Origin of the sequence: Sphaerisporangium sp. NBC_01403 (assembly GCF_045040145.1) — a bacterium.
GTDB lineage: Bacteria > Actinomycetota > Actinomycetes > Streptosporangiales > Streptosporangiaceae > Sphaerisporangium > Sphaerisporangium viridialbum.
The window spans coordinates 8605556-8622768 of the sequence record NZ_CP109534.1; the positions used below are offsets into that span (position 1 = coordinate 8605556).

The 17213-nt window shown below is 70.2% G+C and carries 15 protein-coding genes; 13 read left to right on the plus strand and 2 right to left on the minus strand.

Going from position 1 to position 17213, the window contains the following annotated elements:
* Positions 1 to 122: 122 nt before the first annotated feature.
* From ssd to OG589_RS38755, 7 genes are all read left to right on the plus strand, one after another.
* Positions 123 to 1163 (plus strand): septum site-determining protein Ssd, encoded by a 1041-nt coding sequence (gene ssd / locus OG589_RS38725; protein ID WP_405143513.1) that lies wholly within the window; start codon positions 123 to 125, stop codon positions 1161 to 1163.
* Between the two features lie 337 nt (positions 1164 to 1500).
* A complete protein-coding gene (locus OG589_RS38730; protein WP_405143515.1) occupies positions 1501 to 2667 on the plus strand; it encodes a TadA family conjugal transfer-associated ATPase in 1167 nt (388 codons plus the stop codon).
* A gap of 524 nt (positions 2668 to 3191) precedes the next feature.
* A complete protein-coding gene (locus OG589_RS38735; RefSeq protein ID WP_405143517.1) occupies positions 3192 to 3914 on the plus strand; it encodes a type II secretion system F family protein in 723 nt (240 codons plus the stop codon).
* A gap of 744 nt (positions 3915 to 4658) precedes the next feature.
* Positions 4659 to 5234: a type II secretion system F family protein gene (locus tag OG589_RS38740; RefSeq protein ID WP_405143519.1), complete on the plus strand. Its 576-nt coding sequence runs from the start codon at positions 4659 to 4661 to the stop codon at positions 5232 to 5234.
* A 382-nt stretch (positions 5235 to 5616) separates the two neighbouring features.
* Entirely contained in the window at positions 5617 to 5913 is a 297-nt protein-coding gene (locus tag OG589_RS38745) for a DUF4244 domain-containing protein (RefSeq protein ID WP_405143520.1), read from the plus strand.
* Positions 5914 to 6144: 231 nt separating this feature from the next.
* Positions 6145 to 6777 carry a TadE family type IV pilus minor pilin gene (locus tag OG589_RS38750; protein WP_405143521.1) on the plus strand — a complete coding sequence of 211 codons (633 nt, stop codon included), beginning with the start codon at positions 6145 to 6147 and terminating at the stop codon, positions 6775 to 6777.
* Positions 6778 to 6797: 20 nt separating this feature from the next.
* Positions 6798 to 7139, plus strand: a complete 342-nt coding sequence (locus tag OG589_RS38755) for an Rv3654c family TadE-like protein (protein ID WP_405143523.1) — start codon at positions 6798 to 6800, stop codon at positions 7137 to 7139.
* A gap of 91 nt (positions 7140 to 7230) precedes the next feature.
* Here OG589_RS38755 and OG589_RS38760 read toward each other — a convergent pair whose 3' ends face one another.
* The gene (locus tag OG589_RS38760; protein ID WP_405143525.1) at positions 7231 to 9567 is read right to left on the minus strand and encodes a DEAD/DEAH box helicase; all 2337 of its coding nucleotides are present in this window, start codon (positions 9565 to 9567) and stop codon (positions 7231 to 7233) included.
* A 155-nt stretch (positions 9568 to 9722) separates the two neighbouring features.
* Here OG589_RS38760 and OG589_RS38765 point away from each other — a divergent pair, with 155 nt between their 5' ends.
* The 4 genes from OG589_RS38765 to OG589_RS38780 all read left to right on the plus strand — a co-directional run bounded on the left by OG589_RS38765 (position 9723) and on the right by OG589_RS38780 (position 14145).
* A complete protein-coding gene (locus tag OG589_RS38765) occupies positions 9723 to 10073 on the plus strand; it encodes an STAS domain-containing protein (protein ID WP_114029683.1) in 351 nt (116 codons plus the stop codon).
* A 2-nt stretch (positions 10074 to 10075) separates the two neighbouring features.
* Positions 10076 to 10549 carry an ATP-binding protein gene (locus OG589_RS38770; protein WP_405143528.1) on the plus strand — a complete coding sequence of 158 codons (474 nt, stop codon included), beginning with the start codon at positions 10076 to 10078 and terminating at the stop codon, positions 10547 to 10549.
* Between the two features lie 667 nt (positions 10550 to 11216).
* Positions 11217 to 13553: a sodium-translocating pyrophosphatase gene (locus tag OG589_RS38775; protein WP_405143530.1), complete on the plus strand. Its 2337-nt coding sequence runs from the start codon at positions 11217 to 11219 to the stop codon at positions 13551 to 13553.
* A 103-nt stretch (positions 13554 to 13656) separates the two neighbouring features.
* A complete protein-coding gene (locus tag OG589_RS38780) occupies positions 13657 to 14145 on the plus strand; it encodes a SixA phosphatase family protein (RefSeq protein WP_405143531.1) in 489 nt (162 codons plus the stop codon).
* On the opposite strand, the gene serB is transcribed toward OG589_RS38780, so the two are convergent.
* Complete coding sequence (gene serB / locus OG589_RS38785; RefSeq protein ID WP_405143532.1) at positions 14111 to 15367, minus strand: phosphoserine phosphatase SerB; 1257 nt, start codon at positions 15365 to 15367, stop codon at positions 14111 to 14113. The two genes, OG589_RS38780 and serB, sit on opposite strands and share 35 nt — an antisense overlap.
* Positions 15368 to 15479: 112 nt before the next feature.
* Here serB and OG589_RS38790 point away from each other — a divergent pair, with 112 nt between their 5' ends.
* Both OG589_RS38790 and OG589_RS38795 read left to right on the plus strand, forming a co-directional pair.
* Positions 15480 to 16331 (plus strand): GNAT family N-acetyltransferase, encoded by an 852-nt coding sequence (locus OG589_RS38790; RefSeq protein WP_405143534.1) that lies wholly within the window; start codon positions 15480 to 15482, stop codon positions 16329 to 16331.
* Complete coding sequence (locus tag OG589_RS38795; protein ID WP_405143535.1) at positions 16328 to 17182, plus strand: lysophospholipid acyltransferase family protein; 855 nt, start codon at positions 16328 to 16330, stop codon at positions 17180 to 17182. Before OG589_RS38790 ends, OG589_RS38795 begins: the two co-directional genes overlap by 4 nt.
* Positions 17183 to 17213 lie beyond the last annotated feature (31 nt).

Genomic DNA, 17213 nt, shown 5'->3' on the forward strand with positions numbered 1-17213 from the left:
TTTCCGCTGCGGGCTGGAGTCGGCCACCTCGGCTCCGAGTTATCCCCAGAACGCTGTTCGGGGCGATGGGCGTGGCGTGAGGACGCGCAAGGTGGGTCTCCCAACGACAGGGAGGCCATCACGTGAACCGTCCCTTGGTGATCACCGAAGATCAGGACCTGCTCGACGACCTTCTCCGGGTCGCCGCCGCGGCCGGCGTGGAGATCGACGTCGCTCACGCGGCCACGCACGCCCGGCCTTACTGGAAGCGGGCGCCGCTCGTCGTCGTCGGCACCGACGCGGCCGATGCGCTGGCGGCGACCGGCCCGCCACCACGGCAAGGGGTGCTCCTGGTGACACGCGCTCCCGACGACCCCACGGTCTGGCGCAGGTGCGTGGCCGTCGGCGCGCAGGCCGTCCTCGAGCTTCCCGCCGCGGAAAGACAGCTGGTCGACGAGTTCGCCGAAGCCTCCGAGCCCATGGTCAGGGCCGGGCACACGGTCTCTGTCATCGGCGGCAGGGGCGGGGCGGGCGCCAGCGTGCTCGCCGCCTCCCTCGCCCTCGCGGGCTCCCGCCGGGGGCTGCGCACACTGCTCGTGGACGCCGACCCCCTCGGCGGCGGCATCGACGTCGTCCTCGGCCAGGAGCAGGCCACCGGCGCGCGATGGCCAGACGTCGTCGAGAGAGAGGGCCGGGTGAGCTTCGCCGCCCTCCAGGAGGCCCTGCCCACGATCGGAGAGCTCACTGTGCTGTCGTGGCACCGTGGCGAGTCCCCGCCCATTCCCCCCGAGGCGATGCGGGCGGTGCTGGAGGCGGCCCACAGAGGCTGCGATCTGGTCGTCGTCGACCTCCCTCGCCATGTGAGCCCGGCCGCGGCCGAGGCGCTGTCACGGGCGTCCTCGACCTTGTTGCTCGTGCCCGCCGACGTGAGGGGCGTGCTGGCCGCGTCCCAGGTGCTGATCGAGCTGCGCCGGCACACCTCGGCCCTTGGCGTGGTGGTGCGCGATGGCGGGCTGCATCCCGACGTGATCGCCACTTCCCTCGGTCTCCCCTGCAACGGGGTCCTGGCCGACCAGCGAGGCCTCGCCGAAGCACTGAACCGCGGCGACGCGCCCCCACTAGGCGACCGCACCCCCCTCGGCCGCTTCTGCACCGATTTCCTCCACACCCTGGAACTCCGATGACCCCCCGAGCCGCACCCCCGCCCGGCGACCGGATGCCCTCTTGGTCGTCTCCGCGCCGAGTTCCTCCGCATGCTGGAGCTCCGGTGAGTCGCGGAGCCGCGTCCCCGTCCGGCGACCGGATGCCCTCTTGGTCGTCTCCGGGCCGAGTTCCTCCGCATGCTGGAGCTCCGCTGGGTCGCAGAGTTGCACTCCCTTCCCGGATGCCCTCTTGGCCGTTTTCGCGCCGAGTTCCTCCGCATGCTGGAGCTCCGGTGAGTCGCGGAGACGCGCCCCCGTCCGGCCGCCGCACCCCTCTGAGGCGTTTCCGCGCTGACTTCCTCCGTACGCTGGAGTTCGGATGAGCCGCGGCATGGTGTCACCCGAGCTCGTCGAGGCCGTCAGGGTGCGCCTCGCCCGTACGGGAGCCGATCCCTCGGCTTCCCAGGTCGCCGCCGCCCTCCGCGCGGAGCGGGCGGTCCTCGGTGACGCCGAGATCCTCGCGGTCGCCCGTGCCCTGCGTGCCGACCTGATCGGTGCGGGGCCTCTTGAGCCGTTGCTCGCCGAGCCCGAGGTCACCGATGTGCTGGTCAACGGTCCCCGCGAAGTGTGGATCGACGACGGCCACGGCCTGCGGCGCACCTCGGTGGTCTTCTCCGGTGACGACGAGGTACGGCGACTCGCCCAGCGGCTGGCCGCGGCGGCGGGACGACGCTTGGACGACGCCTGCCCGTATGTCGACGCGCGGTTGTCCGGTGGCGTGCGGCTTCACGCGGTCCTGCCGCCCGTCGCCCCCGAGGGCACGTGTCTGTCTCTCAGGCTTCCACCGCGCAGGTCGTTCACGCTGGAGGAGTTGGTTCCCGGTCAGGCCGCCGCCGCGGTTCGCGCCATCATGGCCGCTCGGCTGGCCTTCCTGGTGACGGGCGGCACTGGCACGGGAAAGACGACGCTGTTGTCCGGGCTGCTGTCACTGGCCGATCCGGGCGAGCGGTTGCTTCTCGTGGAGGATTCCTCGGAGCTTCGCCCACTTCATCCCCACGTCGTCCGCCTGGAGACCAGACCGTCCAACCTCGAAGGCGCCGGCGGGGTCGGTCTGCGAGACCTGGTCCGGCAGGCGCTCCGCATGCGGCCTGACCGCTTGGTCGTGGGAGAGGTGCGGGGAGCCGAGGTCGTCGATCTCCTGGCCGCGTTGAACACCGGCCATGACGGCGGTTGCGGCACCCTGCACGCGAACAACCCCGCCGACGTGCCCGCCCGGCTGGAGGCCCTCGCCTGCGCCGCGGGGCTGACCAGGGAGGCGGTCCACAGCCAGATCGCGGCGGCGCTCGATGCGGTGATCCACGTGGTCCGTGAGCCCCGAGGGGGGCGGCGCCGGGTCGCCGAGATCTGCCTCATGGAGCGCGAGCCGTCCGGGCTGGTCCGCGTCGTGTCGGCCCTCACCTTCCCCCCAACGGGCGCCCCCCACCCCGGCCCCGCCCTCCCCGCCCTCCTCTCCCGAGCCCCCCACACCCCCTACCTAACGCCCTAAGTCCCCTCACCACACCGCTCACCGCGCCCGCTAGAGCCGATGCGGGCCGCCCCAGGCTTCCGCCGCCCCACCGTGTTCGCCACCTCGCCCGCACTAGGCGCGGCTCAGCGGTGGCCGTAGCGGCCGAGGCGTATGCGGCCTGCCCGGGGTCGTGAGGGGCGGTGGTCGCGTGTCGGCCACGCCGGCTATGGCTCGGCGCTGGCGGTCGAGGGGCTGGGTCTGTGCTGAGTTGCGATGCGTCGATCGCGTGCTCGTCACGCTGGCATGGCTTGGTGGTCGCGGTAGCGAGAGAGGTGGTGCGGCTTGCGTCCTGCCGCTCCCGGCGGGCCACGTCCCCTCGCGGGCGAAGGAGAGTGCGATGAGCAGTCCGGTGAGCACCGCACTGTTTCCCCCGGCCCGCGTCCCGGGGCTGTTAGGAGCGGGTCGTTCGCTCGCGGTGCTTAGGGATGGTTCAGCGGTGGGGTTGGCGGCTTGCGTGGCCGTCGTCGTTGGCTCGTACCGATCTGATCTGGAAGGGGGTTCACGTGTTGGTGGTGGCTGTGCTCCTGGCCGCGGCGGCCGCACTGCTGTGGACGGGGCCTGATCCGGAGACGGCCCGGCTGCTGTCTCTGATCCGTTCTCGCGATGGAGAGACGCGGTGGAGGTTCGCGGCTCGTTTGCTGCGGCTGGCGCGTAGGCCAAGCCGGGCGCGTGAGGCGGCAGCCTGGCGCATTGCGTCGATCGAGTTGTGCCAGAGCCTCGTCGCCGAGCTCGCCACCGGCCGCACGCCTGGCGAAGCCCTGGCTCGGGCGGCATCCTGCCTCGAACCTCCCGACCCCGGCGTCCTTCGTCCGGTCATCGCCATCGCGCGCGACGGCGGAGACGTCGCCACGGCCCTGGAACGGGCGGCTCCCGACCATGGAGGGGAAGGGCTTGTGCGGCTCGCCGCCTGCTGGCGCGTCAGCCTCACCGTGGGGGGAGGCTTGGCCGCGCTGGTCGAGCGTGTCGGCGTTTCCCTCAGGGAAGCGGAGGCTCATCGCTCCGAGGTGGCGGCGCAGCTTGCCGGTCCTCGTTCCACAGCCCGGCTGCTGGCGGTTCTCCCCGTGCTCGGGTTGCTTCTGGCGGCGGGACTGGGCCTGCGACCGCTCTCCTTCTTGTTCGGTGGCCTGGCGGGCTTCGCCTGCCTCAGCGCAGGCGTGCTCTTGGACCTGACGGGCGTGTGGTGGACCAACCGACTGGTAGCCCACGCCCAGCGAACAGGCCCATGACCACCGGCCAAAGCTCGACTGGCTGGCGGTCCCCTGTCCCGTCGGCCATGGCACGACGGGCCGGCCGTTCCCGGATCCCCTCCACCCTGGCGGGATGGGCTGGCAGTTTCCTGATCCAGAGGCCGTGGCTCGTGAATTCCTTCAATCCGCCGACCAAGGCGCTATGGGCCGGCCATCCCTGCCCCGTCGACCTTGGCGGGATGGTCCGGCCGTTCCCTGATCGCGAGGCTGTGGCTCGGGGGCTGGCCGTTGCCTGGATCCGTCGGCCGCGGCGCTACGGGTTCGCCATCTGTGACCGGTCGACCTTGGCGGGATGGGTTGGCAGTTTCTTGATCGCGAGGCTGTGGCTCGGGGGCTGGCCGTTGCCCGGACCCGTTGGCCGCGGCGGTACGGGTTCGTTGTCCGTGATCGGTTGATCTTGGCGGGACGGGTTGGCCGGTCCTGAGGCCGTCGACCCAGGCTCGACGGGTTAGCCATTTCCTGGTTCGGCGACCACGGCGGGACAGGGCTCGTGATGCCTTGCCCCGGGCCGGCCGCTGACGGAGAACTTCTTAACGATCGGACTGACCTATGGGCATCCTGCTCGCTGCGGGGCTTGCTGCACTCTCGACGTGGTTGTGGCTGACGCCCTGGGATCCCACCGAGCGTCTCCTCCGACTGAGAACGGACGGCTCGACACGAGAGGAGCGGATAGGTCCGGCGCAAGGAGAGCCGAGTTGGCATGCGCTGCGAGGCGCTGTCTCCGTGGTCCTCGCGGCGCTGGGAGGTCTTCTCTTCGTCGGTGGGCTACCGGGCCTGCTCGGAGGCGCCGGACTCGGCGTGGTCTGGGCGGTGTTCGCCCGCCGCAGGGAACCAGGTGAGGTACGCCGGAGGCGGGCACGCGTCACCGCTGATCTCCCGTTCGCGATCGACCTCATGGTGGCCTGTCTGCGGGCGGGTCAACCCGTCAGCGGGGCGGTTGAGGCAGCGGCGCGGGCGATGGGTGGTCCCCTGGGCGAGCGTCTGGCGTGGGTGAACGGTCAACTGCGGCTGGGGGCGCTGCCTGAGGCCGCCTGGTCGGCACTGGAGCATGACCGCCCCCTCGCCGCCCTGGCCAGAGGCATGACCCGTGCCTCTCTCAGCGGTGCGCCCGTCGCCGACGTGCTGACCAGGCTCGCTGATGACGCCCGTCATGAGGCCCGGGCCGCCTCCTCCGCCGCCGCGCGCCGCGTGGGAGTCCAGGCGGTCGCCCCGCTTGGACTGTGTTTCCTCCCCGCCTTCGTGTTTCTCGGGATCATCCCGGTCGTCGCCGGTCTCGCCGCCCAGGTCTTCGGCAACTGAGCTACCGGAGGCCGGCGCCTTCCCCCTTGTGCGGCACACCATCCCTGGGGCACAGGACCGGGGATCCTTCTCCGGGCACAGGACCGAGGAATCCTTGTCGAGTAGAGGACCGAGGACTCTCGTCTCTTCGCAGGACCCGGACTCCATACCCAGGACCGAGATCCTTTGTCCACCACCCTGAGGAGCCTTATCCACAGGTGTGGCGGAAGTTGTCCACAGAACCAGGGGCTGTTTTCCACAGATTCGGAGGATGGCGGGTATCCGTCCACAGAATCGGGCTCGGCCCCGGATCGCGTACCTCCTGTGAGCCACCCTGATCTCACCTGTTGGGGCCGGTGCGGGTCATCCACACGGCCGCGATGACGACTCAAGGGGAGGTCCGATGCGCAGGTGGATCCGGGAGTGCGGTCGGCGAACGCTGGGAGCGGCGCTGATCAGGAAGGGCTTTGTGGTCGAGCAGCGTCTGCGAAAGCGGCTCGACTCTGCCCGGGCCTCGGCACGCAGGCTGGCCATGGTGGCGCGCACGCGCTCGGAGGCGGGTATGTCCACCGCCGAGTACGCGGTGGGCACCATCGCCGCCTGCGCGTTCGCGGGACTGCTGTTCAAGATCGTGAGCAGTCCGGAGGTACGGAAGATGCTGTCCGACATCATCAGCCGAGCCCTGAAACTCGCCGGATGAGAAGCCGACCCGCAACCTGACCAGCGGAACGGGGGAACGGGTTCTCGGCCTTGTCCAACCACCAGCTGAAGCAGTTCGGCGGCAGAGCAGGAAAGGCCCGCTCTGCCGCCGTCCGGCTCCATCTACTGCTCGCTCCATAACCCGGCCAAAGGGGTTGGGTCTGAAGGATTGACCCGGTCTTGCCGAGCGGGCCGGGTCGCACTGCGGCACTCATGTTGGAGGAGGTGCATCGTGATCTATTGGAGGTTCCGGTCAGGTGCCTCGGCCTATGGCCCGCCTCTATCGAGCCATTGGAGCTTCGTAGCACGGGGAGCGCTCGCCGTTTGGGCCAGGCGTCATGGTCTCTTGGGAGCTGATCGGGGTTCCGCCACGGCTGAGATGGCGGTGGCGCTTCCGTCGCTCGTACTGGTGCTGGGAGCGGCTCTGTGGGCGATCGCGGCGGTGACGGCCCAACTGGAATGTGTTGACGCCGCCCGGGCGGGGGCCAGAGCCGCCGCAAGAGGGGAGCCCCTCGAAGCGGTGAGGCACGCGGCGGGTGAGGCCGCACCGGCAGGTGCCACCGTCTCGGTGACGCGCGATGCCGAGTTGAGCAGGGTGACCATCTCGGCGTCAGTCCGTCCGAGCTGGTTGATCGCAATGCCGGCGGTCCCGGTGGGAGCCTCAGCGAGCTCCGCGACCGAACTCGGAGCGGGCGTTCCCGAACTCGGAGCGCGCGTTCCCGAAGGAGCGGGCGTTCCCGAACTTGGAGCGGGCGTTTCCGGAGGAACGGGCGTTTCCGGAGTCGGGGCGGACTTTCTCAGAGAGGGGAGCGCACGGTCTCTTCCTGGGGAAACGCCGACTCGTTCGTCGTGGGGGGACCCTTAGATGGACTGTGAAACAAGCTCATGACTGGGGACCGCGGTGCGGCTAGCGTGTGGGTTCTCGGGGTGATGGTGCTGATCTGGTTCCTGGCGGCGGCGTTCTTGCTCGTCGGGGCGGCCCGCACGGCGCACCATCGCGCCCAGTCAGCCGCTGATCTGAGTGCTCTGGCGGCTGCGGTTCAAGCGCTTGCCGCTCCCGAAAAGGCATGTCGGCGAGCTCGCGAGCTTGCGGAGGCGAACCAGGCTTCGATCAGACGATGCGTAGTCCGAGCCGGAGTCGTGGACGTGCGGGTCGCCGTCCGCTTGGTCCTTCCCGGGCTGGGCGAACGCTCTGCCGTCGCCGAGTCCCGGGCGGGGCCCCGCTGACCTTGTTCACCTGGGTGCGCGGGGCGGCACGGCACTACAGACGCTGTGGCCGGTGCTACAGCTTCAGCGAGTGGTCGGGATTGGCTGAAGATCATTGACGTGCTTTCTTGGTGGCGGGGAGGAGGGTGGCCAGGAGGCGGAGGGCGCCTTGTTTGTCGAGCGGTTCGTTGCCGTTGCCGCATTTGGGGGACTGGATGCAGGAGGGGCAGCCTCGGTCGCACTCGCAGGAGGCGATGGCCTCGCGCGTGGCGGTGAGCCAGTCGAGGGCGCGTGCGTAGCCGCGTTCGGCGAACCCGGCTCCGCCCTCGTGCCCGTCGTAGACGAAGACCGTGAGAAGCCCGGTGTCGAGGTGCAGTTCGGTGGACACGCCGCCGATGTCCCAGCGGTCGCAGGTGGCGAACAGCGGGAGCAGGCCGATGGAGGCGTGCTCAGCCGCGTGGGCCGCGCCGCCGAGGTCCAGGCCCTCGGCGAGGAGGGGGGCCAGGGCATCGTCGGGCAGCGTCCACCACACGGCCCGCGTGCGCAGGGTGCGAGGCGGCAGGTCGAGGGGCTCGTCGCCGAGCACCTCCCCGGTCTGGACGCGGCGTTTCAGGAAGGAGACGACCTGCCGGGTCACCTCCACGGTGCCGAAGTGCAGCTCGCCCGGCCCGAAGGGGTGCGACCGCAGGGACTCCAGCACCGAGATCTCGGTGACGTCCCTGGCGAAGGTGGAGTAGTCGGGCTCCGCGGCCGAGACCAGCGCGACACCGGCGTCCAGATCCAACAGTTCCACCAGATAGGTGTCCCCCATGTGGAGATGGACGGCGCCGGTGTGCACTGCGGTGTGGGCCGACGGCTCGTCGACGGTGCCGAGCAGCCGCCCCGTCGAGGACTCCACGACCTGGACGGGCGCTCCGCCCGAGCCCCTGATGTCGGCCAGGTTCGCGGCGCGCTCCCGGCGGGTCCAGAACCATCCCTGCGGGCGTCGCCGCAGCATGCCGCGCCCTACGAGGTCGTCGAGCACCTCTTCCGCCGACGGGCCGAACACGGCCAGGTCGGCCTCGGTCAGGGGGATCTCGGCCGCGGCCGCGCACAGGTGAGGCCCGAGGACGTACGGATTGTCCGGATCGAGCACGATCGCCTCAACGGGCTGGCCGAAAAGGGCCTCCGGATGGTGGACGAGGTAGGTGTCCAGGGGGTCGTCGCGGGCGATCAGCACCGCCAGGGCGTCCTGGCCGTCGCGGCCGGCGCGCCCGGCCTGCTGCCACAGCGAGGCCCGCGTGCCCGGCCACCCGGCGATGAGCACGGCGTCCAGCCCGGAGACGTCGATGCCGAGCTCCAGGGCGTTGGTCGTCGCCAGGCCCATGATCGAGCCCGATCGCAGCGCCTTCTCCAGCACGCGTCTGTCCTCGGCGAGGTACCCGGCACGGTAGGCCGCCACCCGGGCCGGGAGCTCGGGCGAGATCTCCTCCAGGTTGCCCCGGGCGATCAGCGAGACCGACTCGGCGGCGCGGCGGGACCGTACGAAGGCGAGGGTCCTCACGTCGTCGATCACCAGATCGGACAGCAGGTCGGCGGTCTCGGCCGTCACGGTGCGCCTGACCGGGGCGCCGCCCTCGCCCCGCAGGTCCGTCAGAGGCGGCTCCCACAGCGCGAACGTAGTGGAACCCCGGGGAGAGGCATCCGTGGTCACCTCGGCCATCTCAAGGCCCGTCAGGCGCATCGCCGCAGCCGCGGGGTCGCTGACCGTAGCCGACACGAGGACGAACACCGGATCGGAGCCGTATTTCGCGCAGATCCGGCGCAGGCGGCGCACGATCTGGGCCACGTGCGAGCCGAACACGCCCCGGTATCCGTGGCACTCGTCCACGACCACCACCTTCAGCCGCCGCCAGAACGACGACCACGCCGAGTGGTGGGGCAGCATCGACCGGTGGAGCATGTCGGGGTTGGTCAGCACGTAGTTGGCGTGCCGGCGCACCCACTGGCGTTCCTCGGGCGGGGTGTCCCCGTCGTAGGTCGCGGCCCGGAGCTGCGCGAGCTTGAGATCTCTCAGCGCCCGCAACTGGTCGGCGGCGAGCGCCTTGGTCGGCGTGAGGTAGAGGACGGAACCCCCGGAGAGTATCTCCGAGACGGCCGGCACCAGGTAGGCCAGTGATTTTCCCGAGGCGGTGCCTGTGGCAATGATCACGTTTTGGCCACGGTGAACCAGCTCGGTGGCGGTCGCCTGGTGCTCCCAGAGTCCGTCCACGCCCTGATTTCGCAGACGGCTTACAAGAAGCTCGTCGACCCAGGCCGGCCAGCGCGCTTCGCCCGCCTGACGTGCGGGAACGTGCTCTATATGGGTGACACGTTCCCGGCGCGCGGGTGCCGCGAGCAGGCGCGAGAGTATCGGGCCTGCTCGCCGTGAGGGTGAGGTAGTCGGAGTCACTGGTTTCCAGTTTGGCATCTTGGGGGAGAGTCGCCCGGAGTCGTGATTTCGTATAGACACGAAGGCGGGGCGTGGTTGAATGCCGCGCGTCAGGGTATTGCGCGCTGGGACTTGGGGTCCCAGCATGTCAGACCCCTCGTCGTGGACTCAGCAGGCAAGGCGCTGGAGGATCTGTGGATCTGAAGTTGGACCACCACACTGAAGACCGACTCACCATCGTGGAAGTCGAGGGTGAGATCGACGTCTATACCGCGCCGAGGCTGCGTGAGCTGCTGATCGACCTGGTCAACAAGGGTAACTTCCACCTCCTCGTGAACATGGAGAAGGTGGACTTCCTGGATTCCACTGGACTTGGCGTCCTGGTCGGCGGGCTCAAGCGCGTTCGTGCGCACGACGGCTCCCTGGAGCTCGTCTGTACGCAGGAGCGCATCCTGAAGATCTTCCGGATCACCGGTCTCACCAAGGTCTTCGGGATTTACGCCTCGGTCGAAGAGGCCAAGGAAGCTCACGGCCGAGACAAGTAGTCATGGCCACCGTTGAGCTGACGTTCAGCGCACTTCCGGCTCACGTGCGCACGGCGCGGCTGGTCGCTACGGCCATCGCCCGCCGCACTGGGGTCGCGGAGGCGTTGCTGGACGAAGTGCGGCTCGCTGTGGGTGAGGCCTGCTCGCGGGCAGTGGAGGCACATCGCGTTCACTGCCCCGGCGAGCCGATCCGCATCGAGTTGTGCGACGAGTCGGGACGCTTCGAGGTCACGGTCACCGACTCGGCACCTAGTGACGACCTGGAACAGGCGTACAAGGACGAGGAAGATGGCCCGCCAACCGCCGTCAACGGCACCGCGTTGGCCAGCCTGCTCCCCGCCGACACGCTGATGTCCGGGTTCGGCATCGCCGTCATCGCCGCGCTGGCCGATGACGTCGAGGTGTATCCGAGCGCGAAAGGGTTGCGGATCAGGATGAGCTGGCCCGCGGCCACCACCGGCTTCGCCACCGCTTGAAGCGTCTTCCAGGACTAGCCGCCTGTGGCGGCCTCTTGGGCACGCGCTTGAAGTGGCCGCCTGCGGCGATCATCCGCAGTGGCCGCCTGAAGGGCCACCCGCGGTGACCGCCTGAAGCGGCCGGATGCCCGCCCGACCAGCTCGGACTACTCCCGAGCCAGGTCGGGTGCCTTCCTTCCGCCACCCGGTCCCCTCCAGCACCCCGATCGGGTTCAGCCTGCGCGGTGATCTTCCCGCGCGACCGGCTCGCACGCAGGTGGAAACGTCCATTCCCAAGTTCGAGGCGACCGCACGTCGCTTCGGTGCTGGGTTTCGGCATGTCCGCAGGTATATGGGCGCTAATAATTTGGCAATAAAGCGCTGTCCGTAATGCGGACGTCGCCGCCGCCTGGGCAGGGAAAACCGCGTTGTTACTGGGCAAAGCCGCGCGGCTTACTGGACCAGTCCCTAATTGGCTTGCTGAAGAGGCTTCATATCTCGCGCGTGCCTGCGTAGACTCCCCGCACCGGCCAAGGTTTTGTCCCCGCAGATCGACGTCGCCCTGCGGGAAGGTCTGCGGACGTTACCGGAAGCGGCACTGCCAATCCAGCTCGGATGCGCGCCGCCCCCCGACTGACTTCGCAGCGCGGTTCGGGCTTGGACCTACCCGTCTGGCCGAGGAGGACGGATGTCTAGGCTCTATCTCGCCGCTGACGACGCCGCAGCGGTATCCCTTAGTGGTTCCCATCTCACGATCGTGATCGTGGTGGCCGCGGTGGCGCTGCTCGCGCTCGCCGTCGCCGGTGGTCTCGTTAGAGAGGTGCTCGCTGCCGGTCAAGGCACCGAGCGAATGCAGAACATCTCGCGAGCCGTACAGGAAGGCGCCGCCGCGTATCTCACGCGGCAGTTCCGGACGCTTGCGATCTTTGTAGTTATCATCCCGTTCCTGCTCTTCCTGCTGCCCGCGGAGACGACCGGCGTGGCCATCGGCCGCTCGGTGTTCTTCGTGGTCGGCGCGGTGTTCTCCGCGTTGACCGGGTTCATGGGCATGTGGCTGGCCGTGCGCGGCAACGTCCGCGTCGCCGCCGCCGCCCGTGACGCCGGTGAGAAGGTCGCGATGCGCATCGCCTTCCGCACCGGCGGCGTGGCCGGCATGTTCACCGTCGGGCTCGGCCTGCTGGGCGCCGCGATCGTGGTGTTCGTCTACAAGGGCGACGCCCCGAGCGTTCTTGAGGGCTTCGGCTTCGGCGCGGCGCTGCTCGCGATGTTCATGCGAGTCGGCGGCGGCATCTTCACCAAGGCCGCCGACGTGGGCGCCGACCTGGTCGGCAAGGTCGAGCAGGGCATCCCCGAGGACGACCCGCGCAACGCCGCCACCATCGCCGACAACGTGGGCGACAACGTCGGCGACTGCGCCGGCATGGCGGCCGACCTGTTCGAGTCCTACGCGGTCATGCTGGTCGCGAGCCTCATCCTGGGCAAGGCCGCCTTCGGCACCGAGGGCCTGGTGTTCCCGCTGATCGTTCCCATGATCGGTGTGCTCACCGCGATCATCGGCATCTTCGCCACCGCTCCCCGGAGCGGCGACCGCAACGGCATGGCGGCGATCAACCGCGGCTTCTTCATCTCAGCGGCGATCTCGGCCGTCCTGGTCGCGGTGGCGGCGTTCGCCTACCTGCCGAGCTCCTTCTCCCAGCTGACCGACGTCAGCCCCAGCATCGCCGGGCTCAACTCCGACCCGCGCCTGATCGCGATCGGCGCGGTGCTGATCGGCCTGGTGCTGGCGAGCGCGATCCAGGTGCTCACCGGCTACTTCACCGAGACGAACCGCCGCCCGGTCAAGGACATCGGCGAGAGCTCGCTGACCGGTCCGGCCACCGTCATCCTGTCCGGCATCGCCGTCGGCCTGGAGTCGGCCGTCTACTCCGCGCTGCTCATCGGTGGTGCGGTGTACGGGGCGTTCCTGCTGGGCTTCGGCAATGTGACCGTGGCGCTGTTCGCGGTCGCCCTGGCCGGTACGGGCCTGCTCACCACCGTCGGCGTGATCGTGTCCATGGACACCTTCGGCCCGGTCTCCGACAACGCCCAGGGCATCGCCGAGATGTCCGGCGACGTCGAGGGCGAGGGTGCCCGCATCCTCACCTCCCTCGACGCGGTGGGCAACACCACCAAGGCGATCACCAAGGGCATCGCGATCGCGACGGCCGTGCTCGCCGCGACCGCGCTGTTCGGGTCGTTCCGCACGGCGGTCGAGCTCGAACTGGCCAAGGCGAGCGCCGGGGTCAAGGAGGCGCTGGGCTCGTTCAGCTCCTTCAGCCTCAGCGTCGACTCGCCGAACGTGCTCGTCGGCCTGATCATCGGCGCCGCGGTGGTGTTCCTGTTCTCCGGGCTCGCCATCAGCGCCGTGGGCCGTGCGGCCGGGCGGGTCGTGTTCGAGGTGCGCGAGCAGTTCCGCACCAAGCCGGGCATCATGGCCGGCACCGAGCTGCCCGACTACGGCCGCGTGGTCGACATCTGCACCCGCGACTCGCTGCGCGAGCTGGCCACGCCCGGCCTGCTCGCCGTGATGACGCCGATCGCCGTCGGCTTCGCCCTCGGGTACGCGCCGCTCGGCGCCTACCTCGCGGGCGCGATCGCCTGCGGCACGCTGATGGCGGTGTTCCTGGCCAACTCCGGTGGCGCCTGGGACAACGCCAAGAAGCTCGTCGAGGACGGCCACCACGGAGGCAAGGGTTCGCCCGCGCACGAGGCCACGATCATCGGTGACACCGTCGGAGACCCGTTCAAGGACACCGCGGGCCCGGCGATCAACCCGCTGATCAAGGTCATGAACCTCGTGGCCCTGCTCATCGCCCCCGCCGTCGTGACCTACGCCGACAACGCTGTGCTGCGCATCGGCGTCACGGTGGTCGCGGTCGTGATCGTCGTCGGTGCCATCGTCGTCTCCAAGCGGCGCTCGAACAGCATCGCCCCGGCCAACGGCGACGAGAGCGAGAAGGTCGAGACCGAGAAGGTGTCGAGCTGACCTCACCCTGGCGCCGGCGACAGGGCGCCTGGTAGGTCAAGAACGTACGGCTACCGCCCGATCAGGGCGGTAGCCGTACGCGTGTAATGGGATAGTTGGGGGAGTGAACACGCTCATCGTCCTCCGACATGCCAAGGCCGCCCACGTGCCCGGGCTCGCCGACAGGGAACGTCCCCTGACCGATCGCGGCGAGCGGGATGCCGGGCGGGCGGGGGAGACTTTGCGGCAGATGGGCCTGTCGCCCGATCTGGTGCTGTGCTCGCCGTCCACGAGGACCCGGCAGACCGCGGAGCTGGCCCTTGCGGGTCTCGCCCCGGACGCCCCGGTGCACCTGGAAAGCGAGATCTACGAGGCCTATCCCGACGAGCTGCTGGAGCTCATCGGCCGCACCGACGACGAGGTGTCGACGCTCCTGCTGGTCGGGCACAACCCCGGCGTGCACGAGCTGATCTTGAACCTCACCCTCTCGCACGACGACGAGGGTTTCCCGCCCGGTGCCTTCGCCGTGCTGGAGACGGGAGCCTGGGCGGACCTCGGCCCGGGCGACGGGCGCCTGGTCAGCCGCTGGAACCCGAAGGACCACCCAGCGTAGGCGAGGTCTGCGGCGGCAGGCCGTCCTCGGCGTCGGCGGCCTCTACCTCCTCGCGCGAGATGCCGAGCAGGTAAAGGATCGCGTCCAGGTACGGCACGTTCACCGCCGCGTCGGCGGCCTGGCGCAGCACCGGCTTGGCGTTGAAGGCGACGCCCAGCCCCGCGGCGGCGATCATGTCGAGGTCGTTCGCGCCGTCGCCGATCGCCACGGTCTGGCTGATGGGGATGCCCGCCTGCTTGGCGAACCGCTCAAGGGCGCGCGCCTTGCCGGGACGGTCGACGATCTCCCCGGTTACGCGGCCGGTGAGCTTGCCGTCCACGACCTCAAGGGTGTTGGCGGCGGAGTAGTCGATGCCGAGCTCGGAGACCAGCGAGTCGGTGATCTGGGTGAAGCCGCCGCTGACGATGGCGAAGCGGTAGTCGAGCCGCTTCAGGGTGCGCACCAGGGTGCGGGCGCCCGGGGTGAGCACGACCTCCTTGCGGACGAGGTCGAAGACGCTCTCAGGGAGCCCTTCGAGCAGCGCGACCCGCTCGCGCAGGGACGCCGCGAAGTCCAGCTCGCCGCGCATGGCCGACGTGGTGATCTTCTCCACCTCGTCCATGCAGCCCGCGTGGCGGGCCAGCAGCTCGATCACCTCGGCCTGGATGAGCGTGGAGTCGACGTCCATCACGATCAGCCGCTTGGCCCTGCGGTGGAGGCCCGAGCGCTGCACCGCGACGTCGACCTGCTGGAGGACGGCCTCGGCGGTGAGCTCGGCGCGCAGGGCGGCGGAGTCGGCCCCGGAGATCGCCAGCTCGATGCACGTGACCGGCAGGTGCGCCAGCCGTTCGATGCGGTCGATGTTGGCCCCCGCCGCGGCGATGCGGCCCGCGATGCCGGCCATGGCGGCCGGTTGCAGGGGGTTGCCGAGGACGGTCACGTGGAGGCGCCCCCGGCGGCGCTTCTCCTTGAGGTCGGTGCCCGTGGTGAGCTCGACCTCCATGCCGAGGTCCTCCGCGACGCGCTCCACGGCGGCCCACATGGCGCCGAGCGTGCCGCCTGTGCCGGTCGGGGGCCCGCCGGCGTACGAGACGAGTACGCCGAGGATCAACCGGCCGCGGATGACGACCTGCTCGACATCGGCGACGTTGACGGGAAAGGAGGCCAGCACGGTGAACAACCTGGATGTCACTCCAGGCCGGTCGGGGCCGGTCAGCGTGATCAAAAGCGTGCGCTGCTTCATCGCGGACAACGCTACCGACCGCTCAGAGTGAGCGTGCAAGCGGTTCACCATACGGACGGGAGATGGCCATCTGCCCATGTCTTCATGGGTGTGCCACATGAGGAGGCATGCCATGACCCAGGCTTTTGCCCATCCCGTCCACGGCGGAAGCGGCGCCGGTGCCCTCACGGACAACGCCGGTGCCTTCACGGACTCCGCCGGTGCTTTCACGGACCCCGGCCCCGGCCCCCGTGCCCGTCTCGACGATCGAGTCCTCGCCGACGCGCGCGGCCGCTACACCGTGGGACTCGCCAGGACCGCCGCCGACATGCGGGCGGCCCAGCGGCTCCGCTACGAGGTCTTCGCCGAGGAGATGGGGGCCCAGCTGGACTCCCCGATCTCCGGGCTGGACGTCGACCGGTTCGACACCTACTGCGACCACTTGCTGGTGCGCTCCGGCGACACGGTGGTCGGGACCTATCGGATGCTGGCGCCGGGCCGGGCCGACCGGCTCTACTCCGACAGCGAGTTCGACCTGTCCGCGCTGGCGGGCATCCGCGGGGGCATGGTCGAGGTGGGGCGTACGTGCGTGCACCCCGACCATCGCGGTGGGGCGGTCGTCGGGCTGATGTGGGCCGGCATCGCCCGCTACATGATCAGCGAGGGCTACACCTGGCTAGGGGGATGCTGCTCGATCCCGCTGGACGACGGCGGGGCGACGGCCGCGGGCGTACTGGACAGGATCCCCCTCGGGCCCGAGGAGTACCGCGTGACGCCGCGCAACCCCTGGTCCGGCGAGGGTGTGCCGCGTCCGGGTGAGTTCGTGATGCCGAAGCTGCTGCGCGGCTACCTGAGGCTCGGCTCGTGGATCTGTGGCGCTCCCGCGCACGACCCGGCCTTCGGCACGGCGGACTTCTTCGTCCTGCTCTCGCTGGCCAACATCGACACCCGGTACCTGCGGCACTTCCTCGGGGTGACGGCATGAGCCCCTGGCTGCCCGTGGCGCCGTGCACCGTCGCCTCCTGCGTCGCCGCCCCGGCGGACGCGGCCGGACCGGCCCGGCGCGCCCTCCGCACGCTGGGGGCCGTCCTGGTGGTGCTGGCGGGCCTTCCCTGGGCCCTCGTCTCGCATCGGTTCGGCGACGCCCGTCGCGCGGTGGTCGCCATGGTCTGGGCCAGGCTGTTCCTGCGGGTCCTCGGGATTCGCCTGGAGGTCCACCAGGTGGGCGACCAGGCGCTTCCCCCGGCGCCCGAGGGGCCGGGTGGCGCCCTCCTGGTCGCCAACCATGTCTCCTGGCTGGACCCCCTGGTGATCGCGGCGACGGTGCCGTGCCGGCCTCTGGCCAAGAGCGAGATCGCGGCATGGCCCGTGATCCGTTCCCTGGTGGCGGGCGGCGGTGCGATCTTCATCGACCGGGATCGTCTCTCGACGCTTCCCGCGACCGTGCGCGCGGTGGCGGACGCGCTGCGCGGCGGCCAGTCGGTGGCGGCGTTCCCGGAGGGCACCACCTGGTGCGGGCGGGCAGTGGGCCCGTTCCGGCCGGCGGTGTTCCAGGCGGCGATCGACGCGGGCGCGCCGGTCAGGCCGATCGGCCTGAAGTTCTGCGACCGCGAGGGCGATCTCGCGACCGGCCCCGCGTTCGTGGGTGACGACACCCTGCTGGCCTCCCTCGGCCGGGTGATCGCGGCCAGGGGCCTCGTCGTGGAGGTGACGATGTTCCCGGTCATCACATACGCGTCCGAGGGGCAGGCCACCAGGCGCGTCCTCGCCGGGATCGCCCAGGCCACGGTGTCCGGCGGCCCCCGCCTGCGGCACGACGCCGCCATCGCCGCCTGACCGCCCCGTCCGGCGCCGTACGGCCGCGCGG